The organism is Anaerovorax odorimutans DSM 5092, assembly GCF_000426305.1.
GTDB lineage: Bacteria > Bacillota > Clostridia > Peptostreptococcales > Anaerovoracaceae > Anaerovorax > Anaerovorax odorimutans.
Map to the genome: position 1 here is coordinate 13876 of NZ_AUFC01000013.1, position 25302 is coordinate 39177.

The following is a 25302-nucleotide window of genomic DNA, read 5'->3' on the forward strand; positions in this document are numbered from 1 at the left end:
ACTAAATAGAAATAAAAACTATTGACTAAATAAATAATAAATAGTATATTATTTATAAAAGCAATGGAGGTGTTAGAATGTTAAAGGAGAGGTTCGAATTAGAGAAAAATCTTGATAGTATCATTACAACATATAACGCAAATAAAAAAGTAGCCGATGCTGTTAAAAAAAATATGAATAAACATAATATTTTAACTGGAGAATTTCAAGAAATTTGGTTCAAAAATACTCCGCTGGATACAATAGATGAAGTTACTTTGTATTTATTAACTAAATATTTATACGAAAAGACAAATGAACCTTCAATAAAAAAAGAAGATTATTTTACGGAAGTAGAAATAGATGATGGAAATAAATATAAAAAACAGATTATAGATAATACAATATCATATCCTATTATATTTAATAACGTTTTGAAAGGTAAAGATGATCAATATATTTTATATCTACCAATACAAAAAATTAAACAACTACAAGATAGCAGTATAATAACTTATAATTTTGAAACGCAAAGATCTCCTAAACATAAATTAAGCAAAGATGGAGATTTAATAAAAGTAGCAAACGTAAATAAACAATCAGTTTCAGAGATTGCTGATTTTTTTTTGGAAGGAAGATTTATTCCCAATACAATTACTTTAAATTTATTACAAGATGGAAATGACGAATTTGGATATAATGATAAAACAAATGAATTAGTTATAGCCTCGGGACAAATAAATATAATAGATGGTTTTCATAGGTGTTTAGGTATAATAAAAGCTTTGGGAGAAAATCCAGATTTAGACTATATTATGGAGGTTCGTTTTACTAATTGGGATGTACAAAAATGCAGGAACTTTATTCATCAGGAAAATATTAGAAATAAGATAAACTCAAAATATATACAATCAATTATAAATATTAATAAATGGGGGAATAAAGTCGTAAATAAAATTAATGATGGACAAGGTGATTTAAAAGGTAAGATTACTACTGATTTTACTTTGATTAGAATGAATAAAGCTTTTACAATGTTTGATATGATGTCAAATACTATTGATATGTTATGGGAAATTAAAACTAATATGGAAGTAAACAATTTAGCTAATTATTTAACTAATTTTTTTGATTATGTAATAGGTTATAAGGTTGAAGATTTTATTGATGATTTAAAGGGTTCTAAAAGTCAAAGTGTTGTTACTATGCCTGCAATGTTTGTAGGATATTTATGTGTAGCAAAAAAGTTACAACATGAGGAAGATTGGGAAAAAAGGTTAATTGATTTTTTAGATAATACTAACTTTGATATTAATAATCCAGAATGGGTGAAAATAGGTATTATAAATAAAAAATTAAATCCAACAATAAGTTTGACTAAATCAAATTTAAAAAATATTATTAGTTATTTCAATGAAATTATATATTGAAAGGATATAACCTATGTATAATGAATCATTAAAAAATAGATTTCTAAATATCTATTCCGATGATACAGCGAAAATCTATAAATATAGTTTGTTACAAATTAGTGAATCCGAAGAATTTTATAAAAAAGATATATTTGATTTTAATTATGATCAATTAGATAATGCTTTTAAATCAATAAGATCAAAAACAATGTCTGGTGTTAGACGTAATGTTAGTCCTATTTTAGAATATATAAGATGGGCAAATAAAAATGGATTTGTTAAATCTAAAATTGATATAACTAATTTGTTTATGGGAGATAAATTAAAAGATTATGTTTGGAAACATGCACATATTAATAGTTATATTTATAGAGAAGAAATGTATGTAATATGTGAGCAGCTAATAAATCCTATTGATAGAGCCATAATAGTTCTAGCTTTTGAGGGTATAGATGGTAAAGGTCATTTTGAAATGATTAATTTAAAATATAGTGATATAGATTTTCAGACAGGTAAAGTTCATGTTGCTAATGAAAAAGGAGATATAAGAGAGATAGTTATAACTTATAAAAAAAGTTTAGATATTTTAAAAGAAGCACAAAAACAAAATACATATTTGATAGGAAATGGTGAAGCAAATAGAAGTAAGAGAACAGAATTTGAATTAACTGACACACCTTACATTATAAGAAAAATAAATAGACCTAATACATCAAAGAATAATGAACTAGTAAGTTCAGGTTTTATTGCATCTAAAGCTACTAAATTTTTTAAAGGAAAAAGAGATGTTGTTACTGGTGAGTTTGTTGAAATACCATTTGTTGGAGATTGTGAATTTTTAAATTTGCAAAATATATTTAAAAGTGGATATTTTGATTATTGTATGAATTTGGAGAATGAAAAGGGAGAGTTAAAGACTCAGGATTATAAAGATATATGTATTAGATTTGGTATAAATCCTAATAATATTCAAAGCTACAAAGCACAATATTTAGATTGGAAAAAAATATTAAGTGAGCGTGATTAATATGATAGAGTATTTAAATATTAACGATCTAATTATTAACATGAATAGAAATAAAGATTTTTTATGCAATTACTTATATGAAGTTAATAAAATTGGATATACAAAAAATGAAACTCTTTATATTAAATTACAAATTGAAATAATAGATGAAATTATAAAACAATTATCCTATAAGAGTCTATGTGATCTACTGATTAAATCTTCTAATCGTCGATTAAAAAAAATAATTTCTGGAGAAGAATATTTAGCAAATATTTTAGAGTGCCCAGAAGATTATAATTTAGTAATTGATCTAGAAAATTTAAATAATGTAGATGTAAGAAGAGCTTTAATTTTTATTGATTTAAGACAAAAATATTGTTATTTTCAACATAAAAATTTATGCAATATAGGATTAAATTATATTAATGGGAAATGGCAATTGTTAAAATAGAGGTAAAATATGAATTTTGGAGAAAAAATCAAGTATTTAATGGTAAAAAATAATGTAAAATATGTTAATGAATTTGCTGAAAATGTAGGTCTTAGTCCAGACACAATTAACAAATACATGAAGAAAGATACTTTGGAAGGTATTGAAGCAGTTAAGGTTAAGAGAATTGCTGATTACTTTGGTGTATCTATAGACTATTTTTTTAATATAATAGAAGATAAATATGATTTGGAAATTGCTAAATATGACTATTTTAAAGAAGATGAAATTAATAAAATTATAATTGAGGATTTTATTAAAGAAATAAAAAGCGTGTTAAATAATGCAGATATTTTTTTGTCAGATGGTAAAATTATTAATAGTGAAAGAAAGTATATTATTGATAGTATTGATATTGGACTTAAAATTATGAAGCAGAATATATAGAGACTGCTTCATAATTTTAAACCTAATAAATAAAAATAAAAAATAATTATTAAAATAATAGAAGGGGTAATGTATGAATGCCAATATTTATAAAATAGAAGTAGATAAAAATAGTAGATGTCCGTTTGGATTTATTAGATTGTTTTGGGATAAAGGTGATTTGTCAGGTCATTATGATCTATTATTAGGTGAAAGCTATTATGATAAAAATTCAGATAATTTTAAGCAAAAATTAATAGGAATGAGTGATGAAATGGATAATGAAAATAATAAAAGTTTTTTAAAAGAATTATTAGATTCAATATTAATTAATATAAAAATTATTGACTAACATATTTTAGGAATTATAAAAAACTATCTACATTTTAATTACATAAAATGTAAAGACTTATTAATTATGTAAAATTTATATAATTGATAAGCCTTTTTTGTTTCAATATATATTAAAAATTAATTTCAAATGCAATTATGATACTTTTATAGTCATAAACATGGCCTGCCTATAATATATTGTACAGACATAAGTGGAACGAATATTAGAGGAGGTTAGAAAATTGGAAAACCTAAACATATATGAAAGTATATCCGAGCGGACGCAAGGCGACATATATATCGGCGTAGTAGGTCCCGTTCGTACTGGTAAATCCACATTCATAAAACGTTTTATGGATTTATTAGTCATTCCAAATGTGAAAAATTCTTATGTAAAAGAAAGAATTACAGATGAATTGCCACAAAGTGGCTCAGGAAGAACAATTACAACAACTGAACCAAAATTTATACCGGCAGATGCAGTACCTTTAGAATTACAAGGTAATACGAAATTTAAAGTAAAAATGGTAGATTGCGTAGGGTATATGGTTAACTCTGCTATTGGCCATATGGAAAATAATAAGATGAGAATGGTAAATACACCTTGGCAGGAAGATAAAATTCCTTTTGAAGATGCCGCAGAAATAGGAACAAGAAAAGTTATAACAGATCATTCAACTATTGGTGTTGTAGTTACTACTGATGGGACAATAGGAGAAATTGAAAGAGAAAACTATGTTCCGGCAGAAGAAAGAGTTGTAAGAGAACTAAAAGAATTAAAAAAACCTTTTGTTATAATATTAAATTCTGTAGAGCCTGAGGAAGAAGCAGCACAGGATTTAAGATGCAGTCTGGAAACAAAATATCAAGTTCCAGTAATAGCAACAAATTGTGCAAGAATGAATGTAAATACTTTAAATCATATACTCAGCGATACGCTTTATGAATTCCCAGCTACCCAGATAAGTTTTCATTTACCTGGATTTATTGAAGGTCTTGGAAGTGACCATTGGATTAAAGCTACAATTATAAATAACATTAAAGAATGGAGCAAGACTTTTGATAACGTAAAAGATATAAGAGACAGTATTAATACTTTAGAAGATGGTCAAATTATACAAGGAATTTCTATAAGTAATATGGATTTGGGAACAGGAAATATTGAAGTAGAAGTAGAAGCTGTAAAAGGATTATTCTATAAAGTACTGGAAGAAATCATGGATGAAGAAGTTAAAAATGATTATCATTTCTTTAAGTTAATTAAAGAATTTTCGCAAGCGAAAAAATCTTATGACAAACTGAAATCCGCAATGGAACAAGTTGAAGACAGCGGATATGGTATTGTGCAGCCTAAACTTACAGAAATGGTACTTGAAGAACCCGAAATTTTTAAACAAGGTAATAAATTCGGAGTTCGTCTTAAAGCGAAAGCACCGTCATTACATATTATAAAGACGGACATTACAACAGAAGTATCCCCTGTAGTCGGGTCAGAAAAACAGTCGGAAGATTTAATAAAATATCTGCTTACCGAATTTGAAAATGATCCGTCTAAAATTTGGGATACAAATATATTTGGAAAATCCTTATATGAAATGGTTACAGAACAGATGGAAAATAAATTATCTAATGTTCCCGATCATATTAGAACTAAAGTTCAAAGATCATTGCAGAAAATTAGTGATGAAGGAAAGGACTATTTCATTTGTATCGTATTATAAATATTGTAAATCAGTAAATAAATATATAAATATAAAAAAGCTTCAACAAACCTCTTGAAAACTACAGCAATTTGTGTAGAAACAGGAGGTTTTCCTTGTGTTATAATAAAAATTAAAGTAAAGTTAGATATAAGATTCAAAATACCTTACAAAGATTATTAAAATTTTAAATTTGTTATATAATATTAATTGAATACACTGTTAAATAATTTCTATAAATATATAATATACGTTAAAAGTAGTAAAATTTAGGATTGAGAGGTTTAAAATGTCGGAGAATAATAAGGCGTATGAATTTGAGAAAGAATTAGATAATATATTATCTGCAATCCATGATGATATTTTAATTACTGACGGAAAAGGTATCGTAATTAATGTAAGTCCTACTTTTGAAAGTGTATACGGTGTCAGCAGAGAAGATGCAATTGGTCAGAGCGTTTATGATATGGAAAGACAAGGAGTATTCAAACCATCTATAATTGCTATCGTTTTGAAAACCGGACAAAAGGTTACAATGACACAAATAAACAATAAGAACAGAGATATCATAGTTACAGCAACGCCGGTTAAAAATACACAAGGCGAAATAACCAGAGTGATCAGCTATTCAAGAGATATTACAGAATTTAAAAATTTGCAGCAGCAGCATGAATTACTTGAAAATAAATTCGAAAAATATGCTGAAGAGTTGGAGCTTTTGAGAAGCGAAAGCTTGGAAATAGCAGGTGTTGTCTCAAAATCAATCGTGTCACAGAATGTAATAAAAACAATAAATAAAGTGGCAAAATTTGATGTTAATGTTTTACTAACAGGAGAATCCGGTGTAGGAAAAACGATGTTTGCAAAATTGATTCATAATAAAAGTAATCGGGCAGAGGGCCCTTTTATAGAAATAAATTGTGGCGCTATTCCGGAAAATCTTCTTGAATCCGAACTGTTTGGTTATGAAAAAGGGTCATTTACAGGAGCAAATAAAGAAGGGAAAATAGGTCTTATTGAACTAACTGAAAATGGAACATTATTTTTAGATGAAGTAAGTGAAATACCGCCTAGCTTACAAGTAAAACTTTTAAAAGTAATTCAAGACAAAACAATAATCAGAGTCGGAGGAACAAAAGAAATCCAAGTGGATTTTCGCTTAATAGCAGCCTCTAACAAGGACTTTAAAGCCTTGATTAGAGATAATCTCTTTCGTGAAGACTTATATTACAGATTAAATGTAATAACCATAGATATACCACCTTTGAGAGAAAGAAGAGAAGATTTAATCCATCTTATTAAATTATTCTTAGAAAGATTTAATGAATCCTACAAATTAAAAAAGAAACTGTCACAAGGCGCATTTGATTTATTATGTGAATATAAATGGCCAGGTAATATAAGAGAATTGGAAAATGCCCTAGAACGTTTAGTTTTAACATCTGAATCAGACTTTATACTGCCTTCACATTTACCCAAATATATTAACAAAAATATTACTATGTATGAATTGGATAATAATGTATCATTAAGACAGAGGTTGGAAAAGTATGAGAGGGAAATTGTTTGCGAAGCATATAATAAATGCGGCTCAACTATAGGAGTTGCTAAAATACTGGGCATAAGTCAGCCTTCTGCGGTGAGAAAGATACAAAAATATGTAAAGAAAATATAAGAAAGAAATAAAGGATATTCAAAAATGAATATCCTTTATTTGTTTTTGAATAATTAAATATATTTTGCAATATTGCGATATGTTTGATTTTTCAGTTAATTAAAAAATTTAAAAGGAAAATTAAAAATAAATTTATTAAGTATTATTCAATAATGAATAAATTAATGATTAATAAATGTTAATTAAACCCATCAATATAGTTAAATTGTTGAAATTTCAATAAAATTATCTTGGCATTGGTCTTGCATATTTAAAAATTAAGCAATAGGTTTTTAAAAATGATAAAGGGAGGATCTTTACATGAAAGAAAATCAAAATTCAGAGGCCTATCAAGATGATGTAATGCCTATAGCACTGGAAAACAGAACTTTGTCAGGAGTTTCAAACTTCGCTATATGGTTTGCATGCAACTTAGTTGTTACAACTATGTTGACGGGTATGTACATGGTTCCGGACTTGACTTTTGGAACAGCATTAAAAGTAGTCTTTATTGGGTCCATTATTGGTGTAATACCTTTAGCTTTAATTGGTGTAATGGGAACAAAGACAGGACTTGTTACAATGGTATTAAGCAGAGCAGTTTTCGGAGAAAAAGGCTCTTTGCTGCCATCATCTGTTAATATCTTTATTTTAGTAGCTTGGTCATGGGCACAAGCCGGTCTTGGCGGTTTAGCGTTAAATTATGCAGTAAACTATTACACAGGATTTAGCAGCCCGGCACTGTTTACTATTATTACTGAAATTTTAGTTGTAGTTATTTCTTTATATGCAATTAAAGGTATAGCGCTTTATGAAAAAATTGCAATGATTCTTATTATAGTAATTACAGGAAGCGTTATTGTAAAGGCTTTTACCTCAATTGGAATGGATCTAATTCTTTCTGTGCCATCAGATAATGTAAGTGGATTGACTGCAATGGCAGCTTTTGATATTGTAGTTGCTACGGCTTTATCTTGGACTCCTATGGCAGCAGACTATAACCGAAATTGTAAGACAATAAAAGGTGCCGCAATTGGATGCGGAGCAGGATGGGCTTTAGGCACGACTCTTTCAATGGGTGTTGGTGCACTAATGATAGGTATGATTTTGGCAGGTAACATGAATTTAACTTATGAACCATCTCAAGTGTTTGGAGAAATTGGATTTGGTCTTGCAGGTTCTGTAGTAATCTTTATGTCAGTAATTGCTGCAAATGTAATGTGTGTATACAGTGCAACAATGTCATTTTTAAACGTGTACCCAAAACCAGGGTTTAAAAAAACTGCAATTGTAATTGGTGTAATTTGTGTTATCGGAGCTTTATTCAGCGGTATTTTAGATGCCTTCTTGAGCTTTGTAAACATAATTGGAGTTTTATTTATGCCTATATTCTCAATAATGATTGCAGACTTTTTTGTTATTAAAAAATGCAAATATAATGTAGAAGCTATAGTGAATCCCCAAAAATATAAAGACTATCGTTATAATAACGGTGTGAATATTATTTCTATGATTGTTTTTGTGATTTCGGCAGTAATAGCTTACTATCTGAGTATGATTCATACTGTTGCAATAGGAGCGACCCTTCCTACTTTCTTTATTGCATTTTTCTTATATATTATTGCAATGAAGCTATTTGGAAAGAAATAAATAATCAATTTGTTTGTAAATATGAACTGCAGTGCAGTAGAAAAGAAAGTGAGAGATAAAAATGTTTAAAGTAAAGAAATTTGTAGATTTAACTTGGGATTTAACAGAAAATACTCCTATTTATCCTGGAGATCCTGAACCTAAAATTGAAGTCGCAACTACATTGGAAAATGAGGGGTATAATCTTTCAGGTGTATATGTAGGAACACAAACAGGGACACATGTAGATGCACCTTATCACTTTAGTAATGAAGGAGCAACAATTGAACAGATGGAATTAGATTTCTTTTTCGGAGAAGCTGTTATTATAAGAGTAACTGATAAAAAAGCAAAAGAAGAAATTACAATGGAAGATTTAAAACCATATAGAGATAAGATTACAAAAGGGAAAATTGTACTTTTTAATACTAATTGGTATAAAAAAGTAGGTACAGAAGAGTTTTTTGATCATCCTTATGTTTCTGCTGAAGTTGCACATTTTCTTGTAAACCAAGGTATTAGATTTATTTGTATTGATACAATCAATGCGGACAACACAGGCGGAACAGAATTCCCTGTTCATGATCTTTTTTCTGAGAAGAGACTTATGATTGGTGAAAACATGGCTTATTTTGATCATATAGATTTTGATAATGTGGTAGTTGCAGCTTTTCCAATGAAAATAGTAGGAACAGATGGTTCTCCGGTAAGAGCGGTGGCTATGGAAATAGAATAATTATAAGGTTGAAAAAATTATAAGTCTTAAAGATAACCTGCTACTCAAATTAATAAAATATTGGCAATGTTTATAAAACAGAAAATATGAGTTTTTATTAACTCATATTTTTTGTTTTTGTGAATTATTAATGATAGAATAATTTTTATATAAAAATTAATGATAAAATTTAAATATTAAAAATCTCAGAGTAAAATATTTAAGAATTTACAAAGTAATGTTAAGGAATCATTTTCCAAGTGCAATCCACTTTATCAATATTTTTAGTTAATATTTATTTTCTGATTTTTGCTTTTATTGTTAATACTATTATTATAATTATCTCTATTCTTAGGATTTAAAATAAATTATAAATAATTTTTTACTTTGTTTTAGTTTGGATTTTATCTCTTAGATAGTTAATGAAAATGATATTTATCATAGTAAATAGTTTTTAAAATATAATTTACAAATCATTAACTAAGGCACTTTATTTTATAAACTAACACATAAAATAAGTAGGAAATTTAAAAAATAGACTAATTTAAAATTTTTTATAAACGCTTTAATAAAGTATGTATTGATAAATCAAACAATTTTAGATAAAATAAGATAGCTTAAAATACAAATATTATTAATTATTCAATATATAGATTTAAAAGGAGATAAGTTGATTATGAAAGAAAATGGAGAATTCCATACCCATACGGCATCTGACGGAACAGAGTATTCACACAGTCACGATGAGATGCATGGTCATAAACATAGTCATAAGCATACGAAAGCAGTATTAAACCGCATATCTCGTGCAAGCGGTCACTTAGAATCAGTAAAGAGAATGATAGAAGACGGAAGAGACTGCAGTGAAGTTTTGATTCAATTGTCAGCCGTAATAGCTGCTTTAAACAATACAGGCAAGCTGATATTAAAAGATCATATTGAAAATTGCATAGTAGATGCTGTGGAATCAGGTGACAGAGAAGTTATAGATAATATGAATAAAGCCATAGATCGATTTATAAAATAATTAATTTATAGTTTAAAATAGTATTAATAACCATACCATATTGAAGTAAAATTCAATGTGGTTTTTTTATTATACGGACAATACGGTAATCTTTTTCAATCACTGCCTATTAATCATCCTTTAAAACGTGAACTATTTTCAAGATGTTTTAAATCAGTTATTTAATGATTATGAAAAAATGCAAATCATACAAATATTAAACCAATATAACTATGAATATTTAGTTATATTGGTATTTTTGTATAAAAAATTTAATGAATTTAATTGTAATATTATTTAGAATTTTAACAAAAAAAGAAATTTAATTGTTGACAATAATATTAAAATAGTTATAATGAGTTTTGTATAATTGTATTTAGTTTGTTTTTGTTTGTGAGGTCAGAGGGGTTTTATCAGTATGGATAAGGAAATAAGTGTCATGTTACAATCAAAGCTATTTGAAGGTTTTAATGCTTCAGATTGCATGATTCTTTATTCTCTTTTAAAACCTACAATGAAAAGTTTAATAAAAGGTGAAGTTATTGTTCATGAAAAAGAAAAATTACAATATCTCGGAATTTTGTGTAAAGGTAAACTGACAAGTGTAAAATATGACTATGAAGGAAATATGCATTTAATGCAAATTATAGAAAAAGGAAATTTTTTTGGTCTTGAAATTATGGCTACAAAGACATGTATAAGTCCTGTTACTATTATCAGCGTGGAAGATTCATCAGTTTTGAAGTTTTCAAAAAATAAATTAATATTGCAAGAAATTTTACCTCCTAAATTTCAAATTAAATTATTATCTAATATGATTAGATTAATTGCAAATGAGGATATGAAAAAAATATATAAGATAGAGACCCTTTCCAGCAAATCTTTAAGAGGAAGGATTTTAACTTATTTATATTTAATTAAAAATAAAAGAGGCACATCAACATTTTCCATTGGCATGAACAGAGAACAGTTTGCTCAATACTTATGTGTAAATAGAAGTGCTTTATCTCATGAACTGAGTTTAATGAAGAAAGAAGGAATAATATCATTTAATAAAGATGTATTTACTTTTTATGACTAATTAACGAAAAAATAAATAAGAATACTTAGAAAATTGCAAATATAGTATAATATGATAGAACTTTGTTAAAAAAGTGAAAAATATGTGAAATTTGTCAGAAGTATGTTGGCTTGCCAACATACTTTTTTTATTTATTGTGATAAAACATATTGTGGAATATTAAAAAAATTATTAATTTAAAGTAAAAGTCAAAGGATAGGAGGACATTTTGGATTTAAGTAAATTCAGCTGAATTATTTATTTTTATTATAGGTGAAACAATAGGTTATAAAAACATAAACAGGAGGATTATTAAGAATGGGTTTTTCATCATCCATAAGTAATGCAATACATATTATCTCTTCTTCATTGAAGATTCCGGCAATTATTATATTACTTATATTTGTAGTAGTTGTGGTTTTTGAATTGGGAAGTCTGGCAGTAGAAATAATTTTTGAAAGAAGAAAAGAAAAAACTAAGGTATCAAAAATTTTAAATGAGATTCAAAATAAGAAGATAAATCAAATACAAGAAATCATAAGAGGCAGTAATCTTCTTAAACGTCAAAGATTGGCTTTAGATGAATTACTGCAAAATAATCAATTATCGCCGTCTTCAGGGCAGACATTGGCAAGAAGAATATTATCCACTGAAGATTTGCAGTATCAAAAGACTATTTATCGAACGGATGTAATTGTAAGATTAGGACCTATGTTTGGATTAATGGCTACATTAATACCCTTAGGGCCGGGATTACTTGCCCTAGGACAAGGAGATACAAAAACTTTAGCGGATTCTTTGCTTACAGCGTTTGACGCTACAGTGGCAGGTTTGGCAACCGCAGGAGTAGCCTTTATTATATCTAAATTGCGTAAAAGGTGGTATGAGGACGATATGATTTCAACAGAGGCAATAATGGAAGGAATTTTAGAGGAGATGTATGGTAATGAAAGCAGGATTAAGGAACAACAGTAGCTTATACCGCAGAAAAGTATATGAGGAAGAAATAAATCCTTTAGACGGTGTGGTAAATATAGTAGATGCAATGTTGGTTTTTGCTTGCGGATTAATGTTATCCTTAGTAATTTACTGGAATGTTGATTTAGAAGGAAGCAAAATGGTTCAAATTGACAAAGGGACCGACGTAACACAAGTGGAAGAGATACAAGATAAAGTAGAAGAAAGTAAAAATGGAGGAGACAGTTATGAAAAATTAGGTACAGTATACAAAGATCCCGTAACTGGGAAAATGTATATGTTGGAAGAATGAATATAAGAAAACAGAAAGCAAAGAGGTGAATTTAAATGAAAAAGTCAAATCTAATAAAAGTACTGATTTGCGTAATGGTAATCATAAGTATGATATCTATAATTCCCGGGAATTTTACATATGCTGATACTGAATTTAATGACGATGATATAGTTTTGACTATTTCCGGAGATGGCGTAGAAAAAACCGTGGACATTACTTTGGCTGAGCTTAAAGCATTGCCGCAGGTTACTTACACATATTCAGGATATAATCATTGGCCGTCTCTTCAGGTTTTTAAAGATACGACAGGACCAACACTTCAATCTATTTTGGCTGTGGCAAGATTAAAGGATAATGCTACTATAATTAAATTTGAAACAGCAAGCGGAGGATATGCAGATTATACTGTAAAAGAATTATTAAAAGATGAAAGGTATTATTATCCTGATGGTACTACGGGAGATTTGGTGGAATGGCCTCCTAAACGTACAGAAGAAGGAAAAAAGATTGTTCCCACTATATTAGGACTTAGCTATAAAGATCAAAATGAGAAAGAGATTACTTTGGAGGATGGCAAGCTTTGCTACGGACAAAGATCTCCATTAGAACCAACAGCCTGTAAGAGTGAACAGATGAATGGGCTGCTCGGCGCTAAAATTAAAGTTATGACCCAGACTCCTAAAAAATGGGATGCTCCACATGCTTCTATTGAGTCTGGAACTGTTGTGCCGGGTACAAAGGTGAAGCTGCAGCATGGAGACGGAACACCCTATGGTGCTTTAGTGTATTACACGTTAGATGGAAGTGAACCAACTGTGAAGAGTAATATAGCGAATATCAGTTATCCTTATTTTCAGCCTGCGCTAAATGCTCCAATCCCAATTACTGAAGATGTGACTATTAAGACTAGGACTATAGGTCTTGGAAAGTTGGATAGTGATGTAGCGACCTATGAATATAATTTAGGAGAATTGGCATGTACTATCGAAGGAGAGGGATTGATTGATACTACTAAATATGCTTTGGAAACTTTGAAACAAATGACTCCTGAAACAGGCACTTATAAAACTTTAGAATCGGAAAAAATCGTTGAATTAAATGGAAAAGGAGTATTTTTAGAGACACTTCTCAATAAATTTTCAGTTTCTGACAGATGGAAGGTGAAATATATAAGCACAGACGGAAAAGAATATGACGGAGGAACAGTAGCGGAAGTGAAGAATCACAAGTGTTTATTGGCATATGAAGTTAACGGTGCTGCAGTGGAAGATGAAGCAGGAGAGGCAACCTCATATATTCAGATATTGCGAAATTACAGTAACAGTATTTCAGAAGATAACAGGTTAAAAAATATTACAACTATAAAGTTGGTAAGCGTTGATGATGAAATTACGATAAACAGTGTCAGGTTAATAAATAAAGCAGGTAATAATATTTCTTCAGTAGCAGCCGGCGGATGTTATCGTATCGAAGCAATGTTTGCTAACAATGTAGACTATGTAAAGGATGCATTATTAATATTTCAGGTACGAAACGGAGATGAGGCAACAGCACTTAACGGAGGTAAGACCATAGGATATGTTGCTATGCAGACAAAGGTACCTGTAAATGGAGGTAAAGCTTTGGCTGAATTCACCATGCCGTCAGGATTAAGTGGAAATGTATATGTGGATGTTCTTGTCTGGAATAATGCAGTAGATGGAAAAAGCCTTGGTAAAGCCAGTCATGACCTTAGCTTTAACATAGAATAAATTTTACTTCTTTGAAAGGAAAGGAGAAAGAAATGAACCTTTTAAAGTTCAAGAATAATAAGATTTTATATATTATTTTGATTTTAGTGACCTTATTTTCAATGACGGGAATAAACTATGCTGATACTGCTATAAATGTAATTCTGAGTAATCCTACTGTTAATCAAGTATACAAACCCGGTGATACAATTGAAATAAGCGGCGAAGCATCTGGATTAAGTGAAGTTGCTTTGAAGGTTAAAAATACTAAGAATGAATTAGTATTTGCAGCACAGCCTAAGGTAAAAAGCGGAAGCTTTAGTGAGAAATTTACTCTTGATTCAAATGCAGATGAAGGTAAGTATACACTTATTGTAGGCAGTATTGGTTTATATGATTCTAAAAGAAATTTTATTGTAAGTAGCTCAACAGAAGCTTATCTCAGCATTGATGATAACGTAGCAAGCAAAGAATATAAGCCGGGAGAGGAAGTAGAAATAACCGGTATAGCAGCAAATGTTGATTCTTTTACCCTTTGTGTTCGTAATAGTGAAGGTGGCAGAATTTTTGTGGATCAGCCATCTATTGAGAATGGAGCATTTACAACAAAGTTCAGCTTGCCTGATAATACAGTTTCAGGGCAATGTAAAATAAATCTCAATGCTTACGGTATGACAAGCATTACAAAAGATATTTTTAAAGTAGATTCATCAGGAAGCGGTGATTCGGGAAATCCTGGTGACTCAGGTGATTCGGGAAATCCTGGAAATCCAGATGATCCCACTGGTCCTACTGTCTTAACTATTAAAGGAAATGGTGTAAAAAATGAAGTTTCTTTTTCATTGAGTCAGCTTGAAGCAATGAGTCAGGAAAAAACTGTTTTCTCAGTAACAAGCGATTTACCGGAGGACTTAAAAGTAGCAGCTAAAGGAGTTTTGCTTACCGATTTATTGGACAAGGCTGGATTAAAAAGTCAAGCAAAAATGATTTCTTTTAAAGCAACTGATGGATATACTGCTGATTTTACGGTGGATGAATTGTTAAATCAAAGTCGCTATGTCTTTCCCGGTAAAGAAAGAGTAGGAGCATTAGTTGCATTGGAAAGGGCGGAGAGAACTTCAAATTTCAATAATTTGTCAACTGATGAAACGCCGGTTTTATGTTTTGGACAGCGGGCAGAAACAGATCAGACACTATTTTCTTTTGTAAAGTATTTAAAAACTATTACCGTAACCACGGATAGCCCAAAGCAATGGGACGAGCCTACAGCAAAAATAACAACCAAAGATTCAGAAACAAAAGTTGAAACAAAGGGAGGTCAGGTGGAAAGCCAATCTAAAGTTTATCTTGAATGTGATTCAGGTGGAAAAATTTATTATACCACAGATGGCAGCACTCCCGATCTTAACAGCACAATTTTCAATCCTCATGGATGTGGAGCAGACGTTGGGAAATACGATCCTATCGTTACAAATAATAATACTACTGTAAAAGCAATGGTAGTAGGAAGAGGCAAAACAAACAGTGATGTGATTACATATGAATTTACAGTACCGGGTTCAACTGATAAAACTCCAATACCTGAAAAGAAAGTTGATGAATCAAATATTAAAAGAGAATCTTCAAATTTGGGTAACGGTCGCAGTGAGGAAAAAATTACTTTACTTACCGGTGTTGTGAATGATATTACTAATGCGAAGAAGGGAAGCCGATTGGCAATTGCTTCAGATAGTAGTGCAGATAAAGTGAGGTTAGAGATTTCTTCTTCCAACATTAAAAAAGCTAAAGAAAAAGAATTATTCATAGGATTGGATAGTCAAAATGGTGGCTATACATTACCATTAAGTACTATAGATATAGATAAAATAGCAGCTGAATTAGGTGTTAAATCTGATGATTTAAAATTAAATATAGTAATTTCTAAAGAAGATGCAGAAGTCAAAAACAAACTTGCAGCTAAAGTGAAAAATGGACAGCAAATGTTGACTGACCCTATAGAGTTTAGTGTAGAAATATGGGATTCTCAAAGTAAAAAGAAAGAACTCAGCTACTTTAACGGTAATTATGTGGAAAGATATATTTTGTTAAGTAGTGATGTAAACATCAATAGGGCTATAGGTGTACGTTGGAATGAAGAAAAAGGCAGCTTTACACCTGTTCCAACCAGATTTGAAACTAAAAACAATAAAAAGCATGCTGTAATATTAAGCAGAAGCAACAGCTTATATACAGTTTTACAATCTGATAAATCTTTTGAAGATATTAAAAATAACTGGGCAAAAGAAGATATAGAATTGCTGGCATCCAAAATGCTTATAACAGGTAAGAGTGATACCTCATATGCACCGAAAAGCAATGTGACAAGAGCAGAATTTGCAGCCCTTCTTGCACGAGCTTTAGGTTTAGAGGAAGTAACATTAAAAGAAGGTCAATATAAAGATGTGGCTGTTGATGCATGGTATGCAGGAAGTGTTGCTGCAGCTGCAAAAGAAAATATTATTACAGGTTATTCCAAGGATGAATTTAAACCTAACAAAAATATTACAAGGGAAGAAATGACAGTTATGATTGCACGTGCGGCAGTTGTGGCAGGTCAAAGTACAACTTTATCGGAGAGTGAACAGGCAAAGATTCTTAAAGATCTCAAAGATAATACAAATATTTCATCTTGGGCTAAGGAAGATGTGGCATTAGCTATAAATGCAGGAATCATAAAAGGAATGGCGGCGGATAGTTTTTCTCCGAAGTCTTATGCAGACAGAGCGCAAAGTGCAGCCATTTTAAAGAGATTTCTTATATATATTGATTTTATGAGTTAAAAGTAAAATGTCTTGGGTCGCAGCAGGACGAAAGGAATTTTAGGAGGTACTTAAAATGGGATTAAAAAATAATAAATTACTGAGAATGTTAGTTGTAATGGTATTAGTTGTGGGGATGTTCAGCATAACAGCTTTTGCTGATACAGATTCAGTTGCAATTTACGTGCATGATATAAGTGCTGATACCGATACTTTGGTAGCAACATATGACCTTACAGATTTGAATGATACAAGCGAGTTTACAACAATTGCAAAACATAATTATTCATCTATTACATGCCATAATACTTATCAGTATTATACTGCAAAGGGTCCTGAACTTCAGGAGATTTTTACTAAAGCTTTATCTGGTTCAGGTGTATCACTAAATGATGTTGAAGATGTGGAAATCATTGCTTCTGATACATCAATTGAAATTTCAAAAGATGATTTGTTAGCATCAAGATCTTGGTATAACACTGATCATAGTTTTGGTGGTACAACAAAAGCTATACTTGCTACAAGCTATACGTCAGGATTAAACGCAGCTGACAATACATTAAGTACAAGTAATACTCTTAGAGATTTTTATGGACAGACTAGCTTTACTGATTATGTAATTGCGAATTTTATTAAGAACACAGCAACAATTACATTATATGTTCAGTAAGATAAAAAGAACAAAGAGTATAGAGTAAATTAATTCAAATTTGCTGCGACCCAATATTTATTAATAAATTTAAGACAAGTAAAAATCAGCAGCTTGCCTGCGTAATACATAGATAAAATATAATATTAATTATAATATTTGAAAATCAATAATGAAATAAGAAAAGGGAGGTTAATTACGTGAAAAAAATAATATCATATATTATTTGCTTTACCATGTTTCTAACTTGTATACCCATGAACCAAGCTTGGGCAGATGATACTGCCCTGCCGCAGACTCCGGAAGCATATGCACAAAGTGATTATGCTAAGTACAGAGCAAGGATGACTGCAGGTGAAAATCATATGGCAGCTGTAAAGGCAGATGGAACAGTAGTGGCATGGGGGGGAGACAATATATATAAACAGGCAGATGTACCGGAAGGTTTGTCAGATGTAAAAGCAATAGCAGCAGGAACGTATAATACGCTAGCGTTAAAAGAAGACGGGACAATTGTAGGCTGGGGAAGTGTATTAAATGAAAGTGGAGAGACTGTTACTTATACAATTCCGGAAGAATTGAAGAACGTAGAATTTAAATCAATAGCTGCAGGGAATTCAATGTCTGCTGCCGTTAAAAAAGATGGTTCAGTTGTTGTTTGGGGATCTAACCATTCTGGCGATTACGGACTAGAAAATGTACCAGACTTATCTGATGTTGTAACCGTGGAAATTAACGATTTTCAGGTAGCAGCATTAGATACATCAGGGAAAGTTACATGCTGGGGAGAAAGCAACAGAATAAATGGTGCACCCACCGGCGAAGGTTTTGTTGATATAACTTCAGGAGGCAATATTTGGCTAGCATTAAAAAAAGATGGAACAGTAGCAATATGGGGTGTACTTAAGTCTAAAGAAAAGAAAATTATAAATGAATCAAATGTAAAAGCTATAGCAGCGGGACATAGATTAGCATTGGCATTGTTTGAGGATAGATCGATTGAAGAGTTTACAAATTATAGAAGTTCAATACCGAGTGATTTAAATAAAAATAAATTAAATGAGGCTGAAAATGTGGCAGCAATTTTTGTAACAACGGAATATCTACAAACATGTAATGCACTAATAATGCAAACTAATGGTAAGGTAGTTGCTTATAGCAGTGAAGATACTCTGTTAAAGAATATTCCGGAAGGTTTGAATTTATTGTCAAATTCAACGCCGCAGTCAAGCGATGCTGATTTAAGTGATCTTGCTGCTTTAGACTATAACCTAAGTCCTAAATTTGACAAAGGAGTTACACAATATGCAATTAGCCTGCCTAATAATGTCTCTCAAGTAGCAGTAACGGCAACAACTTCAAGTGTAAAAGCTGCATTGACGGTAAACGAAGAAATAGCGGAAAGCGGCACTGCATACACAGTTAAAGACCTTAAGGTGGGAGATAATAATATAACTGTAAAAGTCACAGCAGAAGACGGAACCGTAAAAACGTATACAATAAAAGCTGTAAGAGCAGGCGACGGCACAGAAAAGAGCAATGATGCTGATTTAAGTGGTCTTGATGTTGAAAGCTATGAACTAAGTCCTGAATTTGACAAAGGAGTTACACAATATGCAATTAGCCTGCCTAATAATGTCTCTCAAGTAGCAGTAACGGCAACAACTTCAAGTGTAAAAGCCGCATTGACGGTAAACGAAGAAACAGCGGAAAGCGGCACTGCATACACAGTTAAAGACCTTAAGGTGGGAGATAATAATATAACTGTGAAAGTTACAGCGGAAGACGGAACTGTAAAAACGTATACAATAAAAGCTGTAAGGGCAGGCGACGGCACAGAAAAGAGTAATGATGCTGATTTAAGCGGTCTTTCTGTGGAAGGTTATGACTTGAACTCGGATTTTACTTCCGAAGTGATCAATTATGAATTTAATGAAGTTCTGCCTAATAATGTTACTCAAGTAGCAGTAACGGCAACAACTTCAAGTGTAAAAGCATCAATGACGATAAATGATGAAGAAGGGGAGAACGGTACAGCATACAATGTAAGCCTTTACGTTGGAGCTAATGATATTGATATAAAAGTTACAGCAGAAAACGGAGATGTTAAAACTTACACTATAACTGTCAATGTGGAAGAATATGACGGACCATCACCGGGAATACCTCAATCTATAAAAGCTTACAATGACAGTGAATATGCCCATGCTTTAGATAAAGTTGTTGGTGAGGGAAACTTTATTTTTATAAATCAAGATGGTTCCGTTACAAGATACAAAAATTTGGGCAGATATCCAGTAGCTATGGGGCAGTACGATTTGCCTGATAATCTAAATCATGTAAAGAAAGTAATAGAAACACTTAACAATCTTGTGGCGTTAAAGGATGACGGTACGGTGGTTGCATGGGGAAGCCCTGATACCGGTCTATGTAATGTACCAGAAGGCTTAAAAGGAGTGACAAATATAGAGACAGGTTTTAGTTCTGATTTCTGTATTGCATTAAAGGAAGATAGCACGGTGGTAGTTTGGGGAAAGAATGATAAGAGTCAGTGTACTGTACCGGAAGGATTAAGCGGAGTTAGACAAATATTAGGAGGCTATAATTGCTGTTTAGTTTTAAAAGAAGACGGCACTGTAAAAGCATGGGGATCAAATTATTATGGTCTTTGTGATGTACCGGAAGGTTTAAACGGAGTTACAGATATAGCAATAGATTCAGATGGTAAATTTGCTCTTGCGCTAAAAGAAGATGGTACAGTGGCAGCATGGGGATCAAATGAGCATGGTGAGTGTAATGTACCTTCGGATTTAAATAATGTAGCATATATCAGAGCAGAAATCTGGAATGCAATTGCCGTTAAAAAAGATGGTTCAGTTGTAATTTGGGGTGACAATGATTATGGTCTTTGTGATGTACCGGAAGGTTTAAGAAATGTAGTTTCAATTTCTAATGTTGTTACTGGATGTATTGCTGTATTAAAAGCTGACGGTACAGTTGCAGCATGGGGCAATGATAGCAGCGTGGTAAAGAATATGCCTGCAGGACTTCATGATATAGTAGCAGTAAGAGTTTATAGTGCCAGTGCCAGTGGCACAAAGCGTATTCATGCTCTGAAGAAAGATGGTACAGTATCAATATGGGGTTCCAATTGGGAAAAAAAGGAAGTATACTTGAGTCAAGCAAAAGATGTGGTATACATAGGAGATAGATTTGTCATTTACCGAGGCGGTGACTTGGATTGTTACTATAGAGCTTCTCTTAATTCTACTGAGTTTGCAGAGTTGCAGGAAATTGCAGGAAAAGTAAATGTCTTATCAGGTCACTATTTTTCAGCACATGATGTAGAATTGAACGATTCAGAAGGAAAAAGTGCAACTTCGGTAACCGCCAATGGAACATATAAGATAAATGCAAAGATTGATAACTATTATTGTGAGGATACAAAATGCAATGTAATCATACAGGTACGAGGAGGCGAAGGTGCAGAAGCTTCCGGAGGGGGAAATGTGATAAGCTGCAGCGAACAGAACATTGATGTACCCCTTGAAGGAAGTACAGTAAGTGCTGACTTTACCATGCCTGAAAACATAAGCGGACATGTTTATGTAGATGTATTTGCATGGGATAAAGGTGATAATCTGGCTCCGAGAGCTGAAGCTAATCAATCTCTAAAGATAAAGGTAGATTAATAGAAGAAAATATTAAGGAGGAGAAATCCCTATGAATAAGAAAAAAAGCCTGCTGAAAAGGCTCACCGCTGTTTCAATAGTATTTATCTTATTGATGGCTTTAAGCGGAATTACAGCAATGGCAGACAACACTTCTTTACCGGATCAAGTAGCTCTGTCTTGGACAGCCAGTCCACAGACAACGCAGACAGTATCGTGGAGGGCAAAGGCATCTGAAGGAAAAGTACAATATATGAAAGAAAGTGAAAAGACTGATAATTTCAGCGGAGCCATGGAAAAAGCTGCCCAAAGCAGTACCTTATATGACGAATATTATCATTTTGAGGTACAGCTGGACAATTTGGAACCGAGAACTGCTTATGTTTATCGTGTTGGAAATGGAAGCTTATGGAGTAAAACTTTCAGTTTTGAAACAGAAGCTCTCTCCACAGAAAAATTCACATTTATGGATTTGGGTGATGTTCAGGAAGGTGAGGATACCAGTGAATTTAAAAAACTATTGGAGCATGCTTATACCAATTACCCGGATATAAAATTTTCACTTGCTAACGGTGATTTAATAGATGATCCAACAAGTTCAAAACAATGGGAAAAATTTTATGAAGCAGCTGAGGGTACTTTTGATCATATTCCTCTATTTACCGCTTTTGGAAATCATGAATCAGAGGATAATGCACTTTACTACAAATCAATGGTACTTCCGCAAAACGGACCGGAGGGATATAAAGAGCAATTTTATTCCTTTGATTATGGCAATGCTCATTTTGTAGTGTTGAACAGTAATGCTATGGGAAATTCAGTACAGTGTCAGCCTTTACTTGATTGGTTAAGCAGTGATCTTGAGCAAAGTAATAAAAAATGGAAATTTGCTGTATTTCATCATCCCCCTTATGGTGTTAATTCGGGAAATTCCGGAGATAAAGAAAGAGCTGCTATGATTCAGGAAAAATGGCTGCCTATATTAGAAGATAACGGTGTTGATATGGTCTTTGTAGGTCACCAGCACATGTATATGCGTACTTATCCTATAAAGAATGGAAAGATACAAGAGAATCAAGCAGATGGTATTACATACGTAATGGAAAATTCAACAGATAAATATTATGTTAATCCTGAAACACATGATTATATTCAAAAGGTATATTATGGATCGGAGGAAGGTACTAACATTTACGGAATCATAAGTATTGATGGTGATATGCTTAAGCTGACAAGTTTAAACTCGGATGGTGTAATTAAAGATGAATATGTGATTAATAAAGGCAAGACTATGGATTCAAGAGTGGCAGTCAGCAGTGTGAAGCTTTTAGACAACTCTTTTAATGAAATTAATTCTGTAGCCTCAAAAGGGAATTTTAAGATAAAGGTTCATCTTAATAATAACAGCAGCAGCTCGCAGAAGGTGCAGACTGTTGTTCAGGTTCGCTGCGGAGATGGTGCATCATCAACATGCGGCGGTAAAATTTTGGGAGTTGTAAGTGTGAATGCAGATGTTCCTACAGATGGTGCTGATGCATATGCACAGTTTACATTGCCGGATATTTCTGAAGGTACAGCCTTTGTGGATGTCTTTGTATTAGATGAGGGAAATGTGCCTATTGATATGCCATATCATAAATTCAACTTTACAGTATCAGGTGATTAAATATATTTATTGAAGATTTAAGATAGGTTTTCAATAAGAAAAGAAGAGGTAATGAATTTCATGGAATATACTGATAAAGTTAAAAAGGGTGGAAAATCAGCAAAGAAACTGATTTTAATAATAGTTGTTCTTATTCTTATAGTTGTAGTTTCATGGTATTTCAGCAGTAATAATGATGATTTTAAAGAAGGTACAATTGTCATAAAAGCAGGGGATATTGTAATTGGCAGATTGACATTGGATGATATTGAAAAACTGCCAAGCTCTGAAATAGAAATGAAGGTTTTTACAAGCTGTAATAATGGATGTAAAAGCAGCAGCAAGGATGACAGCAAAAAAGATGGAAGTGAAGACCATGTTTATACAGGTACACCTCTAAATGAAGTGCTTAACAGCATTGATCCCAATTTAACATTAAAATATAAAAAAATAATTACAAAAGGGGTAGATTATTATAGTCAAGTTATGGATATGGAAGATGTGCAAAAGCCTGACAATATATATATAGTTTACAAAGACTATGGCAAGCTGCTAACGACAAAAGATAATAAAGAGGGTGGTATGCAGGTGATTGTTACAGGAGATAAATACGGGCAGAGATTTACAAAATGGCTTGTAAGTCTTGAACTTCAGTAAGGAGGATAAAAAAAGTGATAAGTACGGAAAATTTTAGGTTAAAAAAGCTCTTTATTTGCTTAATTATAATTACAGTTACAATTGCATCATTATGGTCAATTACTCCACAAAATGTAAATGCAGCTGAACCTGTGGCGCTTACTGTAAAAGGAGATGGAGTTTTAAAGGAAGTAGAATTTACAATGTCAGATTTGAAAGCGCTTCCTCAGAAAAAGTATACATACTCAGGGTATAATCATTGGCCGGCTCTTAGAGTTTTTAATGAAGAAGGCCCTACACTTAAAAGTATTTTGGATGTTGCTGGTTTGAAGGATAGTGCCACATTATTGAAATTTAAACCAAATGGCGGTAAGTATGTTCATGTGGATTTTACAGTAAGTCAGCTTCTTGAAGAACAGAGATATTATTTCCCTGATGGCGAACAACCGGGGGATGTTGTTAGCTGGCCTCCTGCTCGGAGTGAAAAAGGAAAAGTACCTGTTGAAACTATTATTGGTTTAGATGATTCCAACGGCAGAATATGTTTTGGACAAAGAGCCCCAAATGAACCTACAGGGGGGGATTGTGTAATGATACAGGAAATAGTCAACAATGGTGTTCTTGAAGTAACAACTGAGCAGCCGGATAAATGGGAGGCTCCTACACCTGACATAGCTCCGGGCAAGGTTGAACCGGGAACAAAAGTTTCTTTAATAAAAAAAGAAGATGTTCCTGATAACGTTATGATGTATTATACAGTAGATGGCAGTGATCCGGATTATGGAAGCAGTATTTTTAATATAAGCTATCCTACATTTCAGCCGGCGTTAAATGCTCCAATACCAATTAATGAAAATACTACTATCAAAGCAAGGACTATAGGTTTTGGAAAATTAGACAGTGATATTGTAACCTTCCAGTATAATACTGACACATTTTTCTCCGATGTGGACAATCATTGGGCAAAAGATGATATAAATTATCTGGCAGGTAAAGGTATAATTGAAGGCACTCAAGATATGAAATTCAGACCAAACGATCAAATAACAAGGGCTGAATTGGCAGAAATGTTAGTAAATGCTTTAAATCTAAAAAAGGATGAAGATGAAGAACTTTCTTTTAAAGATGTCCCTAAAGATTCTAAGTATTATGATGATATAGTAATAGTCAATAAACAAGGATTGATAACAGGATACAGAGATACTAGTTTTGCACCTGATGATAAACTTCAAAGGGAACAATTGGCTACAATTGTGGCAAGAACTCTAAAAATGAGTGCAGGTACAGTTGTATCGGAGAGTATTACAAATCAAGTTTTGCAAAAGTTTAATGATCAAGATAATATTTCGTCATGGGCAAAGGAAAGCGTTGCACTTGTTGTTAATCGTAAGATGATGAATGGAACCAATGAAAATACATTTAGTCCTAAAACAGTGTTAACACGTGCACAGGCTGCTTCTGTTATGGCACGTCTATATAAACATATTAATCAGGAAACATAAATCAAGAAGCAGAAAGAGTAAGAATTTATATAGAAAATTCTCATGTAAATGCGTATATAAGGTTAA

Annotated in this window: 20 protein-coding genes; all 20 read left to right on the forward strand. The window is 31.9% G+C overall.

All coding sequences use genetic code 11. From position 1 onward, the window contains the following. Positions 1-77: 77 nt before the first annotated feature. The gene (locus K292_RS0105760; RefSeq protein ID WP_027399039.1) at positions 78-1409 is read left to right on the forward strand and encodes a DNA sulfur modification protein DndB; all 1332 of its coding nucleotides are present in this window, start codon (positions 78-80) and stop codon (positions 1407-1409) included. A 13-nt stretch (positions 1410-1422) separates the two neighbouring features. Further along, positions 1423-2418 (forward strand): phage lytic cycle repressor MrpR family protein, encoded by a 996-nt coding sequence (locus K292_RS0105765; RefSeq protein ID WP_027399040.1) that lies wholly within the window; start codon positions 1423-1425, stop codon positions 2416-2418. A gap of 1 nt (position 2419) precedes the next feature. Continuing rightward, a complete protein-coding gene (locus tag K292_RS0105770; RefSeq protein ID WP_027399041.1) occupies positions 2420-2851 on the forward strand; it encodes a hypothetical protein in 432 nt (143 codons plus the stop codon). Between the two features lie 9 nt (positions 2852-2860). Next, complete coding sequence (locus K292_RS0105775; RefSeq protein ID WP_027399042.1) at positions 2861-3277, forward strand: helix-turn-helix domain-containing protein; 417 nt, start codon at positions 2861-2863, stop codon at positions 3275-3277. A 73-nt stretch (positions 3278-3350) separates the two neighbouring features. After that, a complete protein-coding gene (locus K292_RS0105780; protein WP_027399043.1) occupies positions 3351-3608 on the forward strand; it encodes a hypothetical protein in 258 nt (85 codons plus the stop codon). A 223-nt stretch (positions 3609-3831) separates the two neighbouring features. After that, on the forward strand, positions 3832-5310 hold the full coding sequence (gene spoIVA, locus K292_RS0105785; protein ID WP_027399044.1) for a stage IV sporulation protein A: 1479 nt from the start codon (positions 3832-3834) through the stop codon (positions 5308-5310). Positions 5311-5578: 268 nt separating this feature from the next. After that, the gene (locus K292_RS0105790; protein ID WP_027399045.1) at positions 5579-6964 is read left to right on the forward strand and encodes a sigma-54 interaction domain-containing protein; all 1386 of its coding nucleotides are present in this window, start codon (positions 5579-5581) and stop codon (positions 6962-6964) included. A gap of 300 nt (positions 6965-7264) precedes the next feature. Beyond that, positions 7265-8593 (forward strand): purine-cytosine permease family protein, encoded by a 1329-nt coding sequence (locus K292_RS16140; RefSeq protein ID WP_037372640.1) that lies wholly within the window; start codon positions 7265-7267, stop codon positions 8591-8593. Positions 8594-8654: 61 nt separating this feature from the next. Further along, positions 8655-9308, forward strand: a complete 654-nt coding sequence (locus K292_RS0105800; protein ID WP_027399046.1) for a cyclase family protein — start codon at positions 8655-8657, stop codon at positions 9306-9308. Positions 9309-9963: 655 nt separating this feature from the next. Beyond that, the gene (locus tag K292_RS0105805; RefSeq protein ID WP_027399047.1) at positions 9964-10314 is read left to right on the forward strand and encodes a metal-sensing transcriptional repressor; all 351 of its coding nucleotides are present in this window, start codon (positions 9964-9966) and stop codon (positions 10312-10314) included. Positions 10315-10711: 397 nt separating this feature from the next. Beyond that, positions 10712-11374: a Crp/Fnr family transcriptional regulator gene (locus tag K292_RS0105810; protein WP_027399048.1), complete on the forward strand. Its 663-nt coding sequence runs from the start codon at positions 10712-10714 to the stop codon at positions 11372-11374. A gap of 297 nt (positions 11375-11671) precedes the next feature. After that, entirely contained in the window at positions 11672-12328 is a 657-nt protein-coding gene (locus K292_RS0105815) for a MotA/TolQ/ExbB proton channel family protein (RefSeq protein WP_027399049.1), read from the forward strand. After that, complete coding sequence (locus tag K292_RS16145; RefSeq protein WP_027399050.1) at positions 12300-12623, forward strand: DUF2149 domain-containing protein; 324 nt, start codon at positions 12300-12302, stop codon at positions 12621-12623. The genes K292_RS0105815 and K292_RS16145 overlap by 29 nt, the downstream gene beginning before the upstream one ends. Positions 12624-12658: 35 nt before the next feature. Beyond that, a complete protein-coding gene (locus tag K292_RS0105825; RefSeq protein ID WP_027399051.1) occupies positions 12659-14356 on the forward strand; it encodes a chitobiase/beta-hexosaminidase C-terminal domain-containing protein in 1698 nt (565 codons plus the stop codon). Positions 14357-14388: 32 nt separating this feature from the next. Then, positions 14389-17154, forward strand: coding sequence for an S-layer homology domain-containing protein (locus K292_RS0105830; protein ID WP_027399052.1), 2766 nt, complete (start codon positions 14389-14391; stop codon positions 17152-17154). Positions 17155-17209: 55 nt separating this feature from the next. Then, complete coding sequence (locus K292_RS0105835; protein ID WP_027399053.1) at positions 17210-17803, forward strand: hypothetical protein; 594 nt, start codon at positions 17210-17212, stop codon at positions 17801-17803. Positions 17804-17982: 179 nt separating this feature from the next. Further along, positions 17983-21474 (forward strand): cadherin-like beta sandwich domain-containing protein, encoded by a 3492-nt coding sequence (locus K292_RS0105840; RefSeq protein WP_027399054.1) that lies wholly within the window; start codon positions 17983-17985, stop codon positions 21472-21474. Positions 21475-21505: 31 nt separating this feature from the next. Then, entirely contained in the window at positions 21506-23119 is a 1614-nt protein-coding gene (locus K292_RS16150; RefSeq protein ID WP_051280413.1) for a purple acid phosphatase family protein, read from the forward strand. A 60-nt stretch (positions 23120-23179) separates the two neighbouring features. Then, complete coding sequence (locus K292_RS0105850; RefSeq protein ID WP_027399055.1) at positions 23180-23755, forward strand: molybdopterin-dependent oxidoreductase; 576 nt, start codon at positions 23180-23182, stop codon at positions 23753-23755. 14 nt (positions 23756-23769) lie between these two features. Beyond that, on the forward strand, positions 23770-25236 hold the full coding sequence (locus K292_RS0105855; protein WP_027399056.1) for an S-layer homology domain-containing protein: 1467 nt from the start codon (positions 23770-23772) through the stop codon (positions 25234-25236). Positions 25237-25302 lie beyond the last annotated feature (66 nt).

What these genes read in the sequence shown, in the direction of transcription:
- K292_RS0105805 (WP_027399047.1), top strand. Translation starts at nt 9,964, where the DNA reads ATGAAAGAAAATGGAGAATTCCATACCCATACGGCATCTGACGGAACA.
- K292_RS0105815 (WP_027399049.1), top strand. Translation starts at nt 11,672, where the DNA reads ATGGGTTTTTCATCATCCATAAGTAATGCAATACATATTATCTCTTCT.
- K292_RS0105790 (WP_027399045.1), top strand. Translation starts at nt 5,579, where the DNA reads ATGTCGGAGAATAATAAGGCGTATGAATTTGAGAAAGAATTAGATAAT.
- K292_RS0105770 (WP_027399041.1), top strand. Translation starts at nt 2,420, where the DNA reads ATGATAGAGTATTTAAATATTAACGATCTAATTATTAACATGAATAGA.
- K292_RS0105765 (WP_027399040.1), top strand. Translation starts at nt 1,423, where the DNA reads ATGTATAATGAATCATTAAAAAATAGATTTCTAAATATCTATTCCGAT.
- K292_RS0105760 (WP_027399039.1), top strand. Translation starts at nt 78, where the DNA reads ATGTTAAAGGAGAGGTTCGAATTAGAGAAAAATCTTGATAGTATCATT.
- K292_RS0105810 (WP_027399048.1), top strand. Translation starts at nt 10,712, where the DNA reads ATGGATAAGGAAATAAGTGTCATGTTACAATCAAAGCTATTTGAAGGT.
- K292_RS0105835 (WP_027399053.1), top strand. Translation starts at nt 17,210, where the DNA reads ATGGGATTAAAAAATAATAAATTACTGAGAATGTTAGTTGTAATGGTA.
- K292_RS0105780 (WP_027399043.1), top strand. Translation starts at nt 3,351, where the DNA reads ATGAATGCCAATATTTATAAAATAGAAGTAGATAAAAATAGTAGATGT.
- K292_RS16145 (WP_027399050.1), top strand. Translation starts at nt 12,300, where the DNA reads ATGAAAGCAGGATTAAGGAACAACAGTAGCTTATACCGCAGAAAAGTA.
- K292_RS0105825 (WP_027399051.1), top strand. Translation starts at nt 12,659, where the DNA reads ATGAAAAAGTCAAATCTAATAAAAGTACTGATTTGCGTAATGGTAATC.
- K292_RS0105775 (WP_027399042.1), top strand. Translation starts at nt 2,861, where the DNA reads ATGAATTTTGGAGAAAAAATCAAGTATTTAATGGTAAAAAATAATGTA.
- K292_RS0105800 (WP_027399046.1), top strand. Translation starts at nt 8,655, where the DNA reads ATGTTTAAAGTAAAGAAATTTGTAGATTTAACTTGGGATTTAACAGAA.
- K292_RS0105850 (WP_027399055.1), top strand. Translation starts at nt 23,180, where the DNA reads ATGGAATATACTGATAAAGTTAAAAAGGGTGGAAAATCAGCAAAGAAA.
- K292_RS16150 (WP_051280413.1), top strand. Translation starts at nt 21,506, where the DNA reads ATGAATAAGAAAAAAAGCCTGCTGAAAAGGCTCACCGCTGTTTCAATA.
- K292_RS0105830 (WP_027399052.1), top strand. Translation starts at nt 14,389, where the DNA reads ATGAACCTTTTAAAGTTCAAGAATAATAAGATTTTATATATTATTTTG.
- K292_RS16140 (WP_037372640.1), top strand. Translation starts at nt 7,265, where the DNA reads ATGAAAGAAAATCAAAATTCAGAGGCCTATCAAGATGATGTAATGCCT.